Source organism: Terriglobales bacterium (assembly GCA_035454605.1).
Taxonomy (GTDB): domain Bacteria; phylum Acidobacteriota; class Terriglobia; order Terriglobales; family Acidobacteriaceae; genus DATMAB01.
Map to the genome: position 1 here is coordinate 1 of DATIGQ010000146.1, position 8,819 is coordinate 8,819.

Annotated in this window: 8 protein-coding genes; 2 read left to right on the plus strand and 6 right to left on the minus strand. The window is 65.2% G+C overall.

From position 1 onward, the window contains the following. Together VLE48_10615 and VLE48_10620 are read right to left on the minus strand one after the other, a co-directional pair. Positions 1-1,317: PAS domain-containing protein (locus tag VLE48_10615; protein ID HSA93453.1), on the minus strand; the 1,317-nt coding region annotated here is incomplete at its 3' end. Positions 1,318-1,356: 39 nt separating this feature from the next. Continuing rightward, the gene (locus VLE48_10620) at positions 1,357-1,527 is read right to left on the minus strand and encodes a hypothetical protein (protein HSA93454.1); all 171 of its coding nucleotides are present in this window, start codon (positions 1,525-1,527) and stop codon (positions 1,357-1,359) included. Positions 1,528-1,763: 236 nt separating this feature from the next. Between VLE48_10620 and purB the strand changes: the two genes are divergently transcribed. After that, on the plus strand, positions 1,764-3,110 hold the full coding sequence (purB, locus tag VLE48_10625) for an adenylosuccinate lyase (protein ID HSA93455.1): 1,347 nt from the start codon (positions 1,764-1,766) through the stop codon (positions 3,108-3,110). A gap of 15 nt (positions 3,111-3,125) precedes the next feature. Here purB and VLE48_10630 read toward each other — a convergent pair whose 3' ends face one another. Both VLE48_10630 and larB read right to left on the minus strand, forming a co-directional pair. Next, positions 3,126-3,746, minus strand: coding sequence for a CPBP family glutamic-type intramembrane protease (locus VLE48_10630; protein ID HSA93456.1), 621 nt, complete (start codon positions 3,744-3,746; stop codon positions 3,126-3,128). Between the two features lie 33 nt (positions 3,747-3,779). Then, a complete protein-coding gene (larB, locus tag VLE48_10635) occupies positions 3,780-4,526 on the minus strand; it encodes a nickel pincer cofactor biosynthesis protein LarB (protein ID HSA93457.1) in 747 nt (248 codons plus the stop codon). Positions 4,527-4,622: 96 nt separating this feature from the next. On the opposite strand from larB, the gene VLE48_10640 reads away from it, so the two are divergent. After that, positions 4,623-5,246: a UbiX family flavin prenyltransferase gene (locus tag VLE48_10640; GenBank protein ID HSA93458.1), complete on the plus strand. Its 624-nt coding sequence runs from the start codon at positions 4,623-4,625 to the stop codon at positions 5,244-5,246. Here the strand turns inward: VLE48_10640 and VLE48_10645 are convergent. Further along, the gene (locus VLE48_10645; protein ID HSA93459.1) at positions 5,243-6,484 is read right to left on the minus strand and encodes an MgtC/SapB family protein; all 1,242 of its coding nucleotides are present in this window, start codon (positions 6,482-6,484) and stop codon (positions 5,243-5,245) included. The genes VLE48_10640 and VLE48_10645 overlap by 4 nt on opposite strands. Positions 6,485-6,861: 377 nt before the next feature. Beyond that, a partial coding sequence (locus tag VLE48_10650) for an adenylate/guanylate cyclase domain-containing protein (protein HSA93460.1) occupies positions 6,862-8,819 on the minus strand: 1,958 nt, incomplete at its 5' end.

Sequence of the window (8,819 nt, forward strand, 5' to 3'; positions counted from 1 at the left end):
GCAAACGGCCACGCTGCCCCGGGGACGGCCGTCCTCATCCAGGAGGGGGCGGGCACTCACCGTGATCCAGCGCTCTTCGGCGGCGTCGGGCCGCACCAGCATCTCCACGTCATCCAGGGACTCGCCGCGGAGAGCGCGGAGACTGGGCACCTGATCCGCGGGGAACGGCGTGACACCGTCGGTTTGGTAGAAGCCGAAGTGGCGCGGCCAGTCGGCCATGGGTGGGGGCGTGGCGGGACGGCCGAACAAGCGTTCGGCGGCGCGGTTGAAGACCAGGAAGCGGCCCTGCTCGTCGTGCACGACGACCGCCTCGCCCATGCTGTCCACAATGGATTGCAGGATGCGCGTCTGTTCCCCGAGCGCACGCGCGGCGTGCTGGCGCTGACGGTCGATGCGGTCCAGCATGACCGCGTTCACCCAGGCGAGGGCGCCGAAGACCACGGCACTGCTGGTGGCGAACAAGGCTACGCCGAAGCGTGAGTCATAGAGATGGTGAGTTTCGCCTTGCAGGCGCAGCCAACCCAGAATGGTGGGAGCCAGCAAGGCGGCAGGAAACAAGCGTCGGGCCATCATGCCGCCTATGGTGTCGCTGGCGAAGGGGGCCGTGGGTCCCTGCTCGAGGCGGGAGGAAAGGACACCCAGGCTGAGCAGGAGAAAGGTGGCCGTGGTATGGAGTGCAATCGGGGTGAACGATCCCAGGGCATAGAGATGCCGGACGCCATAGGCGTAGCCGATCAGACACAGGAAGGCGGCCAGGAAGACGGCGGTGGCCAGGCAGAACCGCAGCCACTGGCCAACACGGCGGGAGGTCTCCATGAGGAGAAGGGCCAAGCCGAGCAGGAGAAAGTTCAGAGCGGTGACGGGCGCCATCCGTCCGAGATGCGAGGTCTCGACCGCCGGCCCGGTTTCGGTAAAGAGCAACTGGTCAATCCCGGCGTTCCAGGTGAAGACGTACTCGCTCAGGCTCAGTGCTCCAACCAGGGCCACGAGACCGGCACAAGTCATGGCGGCGAAGCGAAGGCCACGCTTCCCCTCGGAAAGCGAGTCGGGCGCCAGAAGCCAGAGGGCGATGCCGGTCAACACGAAGCTCAGGGCAGTGTTGAACTTCATGGCCACCAGGTCAGGAAGCACGCTCTTGAGGGAGGCGATGTCGAAGAGCCAACCACAGAGGACGACAAGACCGACCAGGGTGGTGCCAAGGCCGGCCGCGCGGGCGAAACGGCGAAAAGAATGGAGAAGATTGATAGAGGCGAACGTCGCCGCACGCAGGGGGCTACCCTGGCGGGCCGTGCCGATCAAGCTGGACGCGCCGCTCATGTCTTGCTCCGCAGCGGTATGCGAACGGGGCCGGGGAGCTCAGCGCACCAAGCCGTGCTGCGACGGGCGGTGCAACCACTGGACCGCGGCGGAGCCGGTACGCAGGGCATGCTCCCGCAGGCGAGCCTGGGCTTCCGCCGGGGTCAGCTTGCGCAGCTCCGGCTTCTGGTAGGGACGCTTGCGCGGGCCGCCGTTGCTGAGTTCTTTCAAGCCAAATCCTCCACGAGGACAGCGCCAGCCGCGCGGGAGGTCCACGCTCACGCGATGACAGCGCACCTCCATGCTAGGGTGGCCCTGGCTTCCGCCAGCCGGGAAAGCGCTGCCGCGAGTAGAAGCGGTTCCCTCCCTGGGACAAGTGCCGTTTTGGGAAAGAAGCAGGCCGGGGGAGCATGGAGGCCATTTAGAATGGCGGTTCCGGGTTTCGGCGAAGGAGCGAGGACCAGGCCTTGATCTCACGCTACACGCGCCCCGAGATGGGGCACATCTGGACAGACGAGAACAAGTTCCGCATGTGGCTGGCGGTCGAACTGGCGGCCACGGGAACGCTGGCTGAAGCCGGCATCGTGCCGCAGGACGCGGCGGCTGCCATCCGGGCGAAAGCAGACTTCAACGTGGCCCGCATCCTGGCCATCGAGGCGGAGGTGAAGCACGACGTCATCGCCTTCACCACGGCGGTGGCGGAGCACATCGGTCCGGAGTCACGCTGGTTGCACTACGGGCTGACTTCGAACGACATCGTAGATACCGCCCAGGCGCTGCAGGTGAAGGCAGCGTCGGAGATCCTGCTGCGCGACCTGGAGAGATTGAGCGCGGTGCTGAAGCGGCGGGCGTTGGAGTTTCAGCGCACACCCATGATCGGGCGCACGCATGGCGTGCATGCCGAGCCCATCACCTTCGGGTTGAAGCTGGCCAACTGGTACAGCGAGATCGAGCGGCAAAGGCAGCGGCTGGAGCACGCCGCGGAAGAGATGCGTGTGGGCAAACTGTCCGGCGCGGTGGGCAACTGCGCGCACCTCGATCCCGAGCTGGAAGAGAGGATCTGCGAGAAACTGGGGCTGAAGGTGACGGCGGTGTCGTCGCAGGTCATCAGCCGCGACCGGCACGCGAATTACCTGGGAACGCTGGCGGGGATCGCCTCGTCGCTGGACAAGTTCGCCACCGAGATCCGGCACCTGCAGCGCACCGAGGTGCGGGAAGCGGAGGAGTACTTCAGCGAGAAGCAGAAGGGCTCCTCGGCCATGCCGCACAAGCGCAATCCCGTCACCTGCGAACAGATCTGCGGGCTGGCGCGGGTGGTGCGCGCCAACGTGCAGCCGGCGCTGGAGAACGTGGCGCTGTGGCACGAGCGCGACATTTCGCATTCGTCGGTGGAACGGGTCATCCTGCCGGACTCCACCATTCTGGTGGACTACCTGTTGCACAAGACTACCGGCCTGGTGGACCGCCTGCTGGTGTATCCCAAGCGCATGCTCGAGAACCTGGAGAGCACCGGAGGCCTGGTGTTCAGCGGGCAACTGCTGCTGGACCTGACGGAAGGGGGCGTGCTGCGCGAGAAAGCCTACCGGCTGGTGCAGCGCCATGCCATGCGGGCGTGGAAGGAAGGGCAGAACTTCCGCGAGCTGGTGATGAAAGACAAGCAGATCACCTCGCGCCTGCCAGGGAAGAGACTGGAGCAGGTGTTCGAGCTGAAGCGGCAGTTACGAAACGTGAACAAGATCTTTGCGAGAGTATTCGGAAAGAACCCACCGCGGAGAACACGAAGAGCGAGGAGAAAACCAAGAACCAGGAAATAAGAGACCTGGCCGCTCTTAGTTCGGATACCGCAAGTAGCCTAGGCCGACGCGCATGTTGTGATGCACGCTGCTGGGGACGGTGACGGCGAAAGCCAGTCCCAGAATGAAGTGGGCCAGCGCGAGGGCGTGAGCGTTGCGGGCGTGGCGAAAGACGTCGCAGGAGATGAGGCCGAAAAGCAGCGTGGCCAGCACCATGGACTCGTTGGGAATGTGGGCCAGCGAGTAGAGCAAGGCGGCGGCCAGCACGCCGCGACGGCCGCTTCCCAGCGCACTCTCCAGTCGCAAAAAGAAGAACGACTGCAGCAGGAATTGCTGCACCCATGCCCAGGGCAGGTAGAACAGGGCATGGAGCACGGCCGGGCGGTTGCCGAACAGGGGATGGAGCGTTCCGTCGAGCCAGGCCGCGAGGAGCATGATTCCAGCTACGCACAGCGCGCCGGGAACCACCCACAGAGTGTCCTTGAAGCCCGCGCGTCCCAGGCCGAGGCTGCGAAACCGCTTGCGGCCCAGGATCGTGCAGGCCAACACCCAGACCAGCGCAGCGAAAGACCACCAGGACTGCTGCGGTTGGGGAGTCCAGAGCGCGGCCTCGATCAGACCGTACGCTACGGCGACTTCGAGCAGATCGCGGAACATGGGGTCATGTCGTCATCTTGTCATCTGCGAACATCATAGACGGTTGATCAGCGAGGCGACGTAACCGGCGCCGAAGCCGTTGTCGATGTTCACCACGCTGACGTTGGACGCGCAGGAATTCAGCATGCCGAGCAGCGCGGCCAATCCTTCGAACGAAGCGCCGTAGCCGACGCCGGTCGGCACGGCGATAACCGGAACGCCCACTAACCCGCCGACCACGCTGGGTAATGCGCCCTCCATCCCGGCGCAAACGATAACCACGCGCGCGTGAGTGAGCGAATCGCGGTGAGCGAACAGACGATGGATGCCGGCGACGCCCACGTCATAGATGTGCTCGACGGCGTTGCCCATGAGCTCGGCGGTAACCACCGCCTCCTCGGCCACGGGGATGTCGCCGGTACCGGCGGAGACGATGACAATCTTTCCCTTTCCATGACGTTTGTGGTCACGATGCAGGACGATGGCGCGAGCCAGTTCCTCATAACGGGCACGGCGTACACGCTTGCGTACGGCGGCGTAGTGCTCGCGGGAAGCGCGTGTGGCCAAGACGTTCGCGCCGTGGCGGGCCAGGCGCTCGAAAATGCGCGCGGTCTGCGCGGGCGACTTGCCCTCGGCCAGAACCACCTCCGGCATGCCGGCGCGCAGCGGGCGGTGGTGGTCCACTTTGGCGAACCCGAGGTCCTCGAAGGGCATGTGGCGCAGGCGGCGGACGGCCTCGTCGGGGGAGAGGCGGCCCCGGCGGACTTCACCGAACAGCTTGCGCAAGGCTTCGGGATTCATGGCGACACAGCGAGGGTAACATTGCCGGGCGGTTCGGGGGTCGCCATTGAATCATTGAGTCATGGATTCATGGAAAAGCGGGCGCTGGTACACTGCATGCCTGCACAGGTTGCCATGCCGGCCCTGAAAACACCGACGAATCTGACGGTCGCCATCACCGGCGCAAGCGGAGCCATCTTCGCGCGCGAGCTGTTGCGCCTGCTGGAACGTGACAAGCGGGTGGGGCACGTCAACCTGGTGGTCTCGGAACATGCGCTGCGGGTGCTGGCGGAAGAACTGGGTCTGCGCGGGCGCTCGAACCTGGTGGCGCAGGTGGTAGGGCGCAAGTCGAAAAAGATCCGCGAGCAGAGCAACGCCAACATCGGGGCGAACATCGCCAGCGGATCGTATCCGACCGACGCCATGATCGTGATGCCGTGCAGCATGGGGACGTTGGCGCGCATCGCCAACGGCCTGGCCACGCGGCTGCTGGAACGCGCCGCCGATGTGTGCCTGAAGGAGAAACGGCCGCTGGTGCTGTGCGTGCGCGAGACGCCGCTGAACAAGATCCACATTCGCAACATGTATCGCGCGGCCGACGCGGGGGCGACCATCTTTCCCTTGATCCCCGCGTTGTACAACCAGCCCTCGGGCGCGGAAGCGATGGCGCGGCAATTTGCCTGCCGCGTGCTGGCCCACGTAGGACTGGAGCAAGAGGGGATGTATCGCTGGGAGGGCTAGCGCAACCAGAGGAGCGAGCCGGCGAGGACCAGCGCCGTGACCAGAAGGAAGGCTCCCGCCTGGAGGCGAAACTTTCCCCTTCCCAACACGACCGCCAGCAGCGTCTTGAGGATGGAGTTGGAAATCACGCCGACCGTAATCGCTTGAGCGCCCAGGGCGATGGCGGTGTTGTTGCGTGACATGGAGATGGTGAGCGCGTCCATGTCGGTGAGTCCAAGGACGGCAGCGGCTAGCAGCAGACCGGCTTCGCCAAAGCGCTGCTGCATGGCGTGGACGCCGAACAATACCACCTGAAAAAGCGCAGCCATCTGCAGGGCGCTCCACACCTGCAACGGGTTCTTCATCTCTACCGGAGAAGGAGCCTCCGGCGGACCTCGACGCAGGAGCGGCAGCAGGGCGGCGGCGCCCAACAGGAAAGGCACAGCGAAGTGGGGAATCAGAGCCAGCGTCAGCGGAGGGCTGAGCACGGTGGTCGCGGTGAGGATGCGGAGAAACATCACCGTACAGGCGGCGACTACGCCCAGGGCAAGCGGGCCGCGCGTCCGCGCTTCCTCGCGGCTGAGGCGCGCGAAGGTGAAGGTCACGTTGGTGGAGGAGACCATGCCGCCGAGCAGTCCCGCGAGCGGGTAGCCCAGGCGATCGCCGACCAGGCGGCGGGCGATATATCCGCCGAAGCTGAGACCGGAGAAAAACAGGGTGAGCATCCAGAGCAAGCGCGGCCGGATGCCGCCCAGCGGCCCGTACGGGCCCTCGGGCAAAAGCGGCAGGATGACGACGGCCATGACGGCGAAGCGGATGCCGGCGCGGAGAGAGACGTCGTCGATGCGCGCCACCATGGCGTGGAGCTGCGATTTTTCCGCCAGCAGCAGGACCGTGAGGGCGAAGATGGCGCTGGCCAGGCGCAGGTGTCCGATGCCGCTGAGCAGGCCGGCGCCCAGCACCACCAGCGCCGCGACCTCGGTGGTGGCTTCCACGCTGTGCCGGGCGGAGGAAACGTATGCCGCCACCACCAACGCCGCGCCGGCAGCCAGCAGGATGGCGGCGAAGACGGTGTACTGGACCGCCCACAGCCATCCCGCCATGCCGGCCATACCGCCCAGCAGGGTGAAGGTGCGGATGCCGGCGAAGCGCGCGTCCGGTCCGGAGGCGTGCCCGGACCATTCGCGCTCCAGTCCTACGGCCGCGCCGCCCAGCGCCGCGGTCAGCAGGCCGACGATACTTTCCAGTTCGGCAGGCAAGGGAAAGGAAGCGTAGCACAGGGCGGTGCGGGCTTCGGTGACCCGCCCGTATGCGGACGGAAAAGTTGACGTTGACCCGACTGTGAAAGCGTATTAGGGTGAGCGTACACGGGAAAGGAGGTGGTCCATGGAACAGGACGGTAGATGTATTCGTGAGGTGGCTGAGGCTTAGGGCGTTTGCTCTAACCTTCTGCAACTTCTGGAAGTTGAGGAGTTGGCAGTGGCCACTGTTTCATCAAGAGTGACCGCCTCAGGCCAATCCCAACAGCTTACCGGCGACCCGCCGGCTCAGGAATGAGCTGGCGGGTCGTGACATTTTGGGGGCCCAGTTCGCGACGATTCCCTGCGACAAGCGCCCAGCGACCGGTGACAGAAGGCTACTTGGTTTTCATGACATACACGCCGTCCCAGTCCGGGGGAGGGTTCTCGACCACGAACTCGCAGGAACGCGAGAGAAACACACGTGAGGGACCATCGTCGGGGTGAAGCTCGAGCAGAGACTGGAATTTCTGGGCGGCGGCCTCCCACTCACGGCGGCGGTAGGCGGCCATCGCGTCTTCGAAAGCGGCAAGCAGCGCGGCATGGCGGGAACCATCTCCCGCAACATCGAGTAATTCGTAGATACCCACCGGCTGGGCCTTGCCCTTGACCCGTATGCGGTCGAGCTCGCGGCCGACAAAGTCTTTGGCCACCTGCTGCCAGGTGCCTTCGCTCAACACGATGCGCACCCCGTACTCCTTGGTGAGTCCTTCCAGGCGGGAGGCGAGGTTGACGTTGTCGCCCATGACGGTCCAGTTGAAGCGTTTGTCGGAGCCCATGTTGCCCACGTTGACGGGGCCGGTGTTCACGCCCACGCCGATGGCCAGGGTCTTGCGTCCGGCGGCGCGCCACTGGGCGTTGAGCTCTTCCAGGCGCGCGCACATGTCAAGCGCGGCGAGGCAGGCGCGCTGGGCGTGGTCTTCCTGCGGGTAGGGCGAACCCCAGAACGCCATGATGGCGTCGCCAATGTACTTGTCGAGCGTGCCCCAGCGGCGGATGACGATGTCGCTCATCTCATTCAGGTATTCGTTGAGCAAGCGGACCAACTCGTCGGGCGTCATGCCCTCGGACATGGCGGTGAAGCCGCGAATGTCGGAGAACATCACGGAGAGTTCCTTCAGCTCGCCGCCGCGGCGCAGGTAGCGAGCGGGGTCGTTCTCCAGCAGGCGGATGACGCCGGGCGAGACGTACTGCGAGAAGGTGCGGCGGACTTTGCGCTTCTCGCGCTCCTCGAAAATCATGCGGAAGCTGGTGACGCTGCCGTAATTGGCCAGCAGCGTTCCGGCGGGCACGACGAAACTCAACCACATGCCCCACTTGGCGAACGCCAGGTGCAGGCCGCCCATGAACAGCAGCAGCACCACCACCGCGGTTACGGTGGCGAGGATGGGACGGATGCGCCCGAACCAGACGCCCAGCACCAGGCCAAACGCCACAATCGCCACCAGATCGATGATTTCTTCGCGGCTGCCGCGACTGAGGAAACTGCGGGCAGGATCATTGAGGTGCAGCAGGTTGTCGATGATGTTGGCGTGGATCTCGACGCCCATGTAGGCAACTTCGCGGTCCACTTGCTGGAGCTTGCCTTCGTCGGTCCGAACCCACTCCTTACGGGACCGAAACGGCGTGTTGCGCATGTCGCCGATGCCTAGAGCCGTAGGACCGAGCAGCACGAGCTTGTCGCGGAAGGTGGCGGCCGGCACGCTGCCTTCGATCACGTCCACCATGGAATAGTGAGGATAGGTGCCGTAGGCCCCGGCATAGTTGATGAGCACCGTGCTGTCCGGACGAGGACGGAGACTGTAGGGGCCGAATTCGATGCGTTCGAGGCCGTTCTCGTTGATGAGGGCGACGAGGTTCTGATCCGGCACCTCGATGTATTCACGGACCACCTGGAAGGCGAGGGAAGGATACCAGTCCAAGTCCTGGTAGCGGATGAGCAGGAGGGCGCGACGCATAGTTCCGTCGGCGTCGGGATCGTTGTTGATGAAGCCGAAAGACCGCGCGGCCTCCGCCAGGGGCACGATGTTGGCCTCCACCGTCTGCGCTACCAGGCCTCTTCCGCGCTCACGCTCTGCCCATGCGTCGCCGATGTTGAACTTGCCGGCCCGCGGGCCGACCGGGCGGACCTGGGGGAAGGCCGTGGCCCAGGCCACGTTGAAGTAGGCCTCCGCGGCTTCGGGGGAGAAGGCTTCGGCGGGCTCCGGGCCCAGGAACACGTGCCCCAGGATGACGTTGCCGGCGCGCTGCATGCTTTCCGCCAGCAGACGGTCGTTGTCACTCGAGGTGCGAAGCG

Excerpts from the sequence above, each read along its gene's own strand:
- VLE48_10630 (HSA93456.1), bottom strand. The coding sequence starts at position 3,746 with ATGTTCCGCGATCTGCTCGAAGTCGCCGTAGCGTACGGTCTGATCGAG.
- larB (HSA93457.1), bottom strand. The coding sequence starts at position 4,526 with ATGAATCCCGAAGCCTTGCGCAAGCTGTTCGGTGAAGTCCGCCGGGGC.
- VLE48_10640 (HSA93458.1), top strand. The coding sequence starts at position 4,623 with ATGCCTGCACAGGTTGCCATGCCGGCCCTGAAAACACCGACGAATCTG.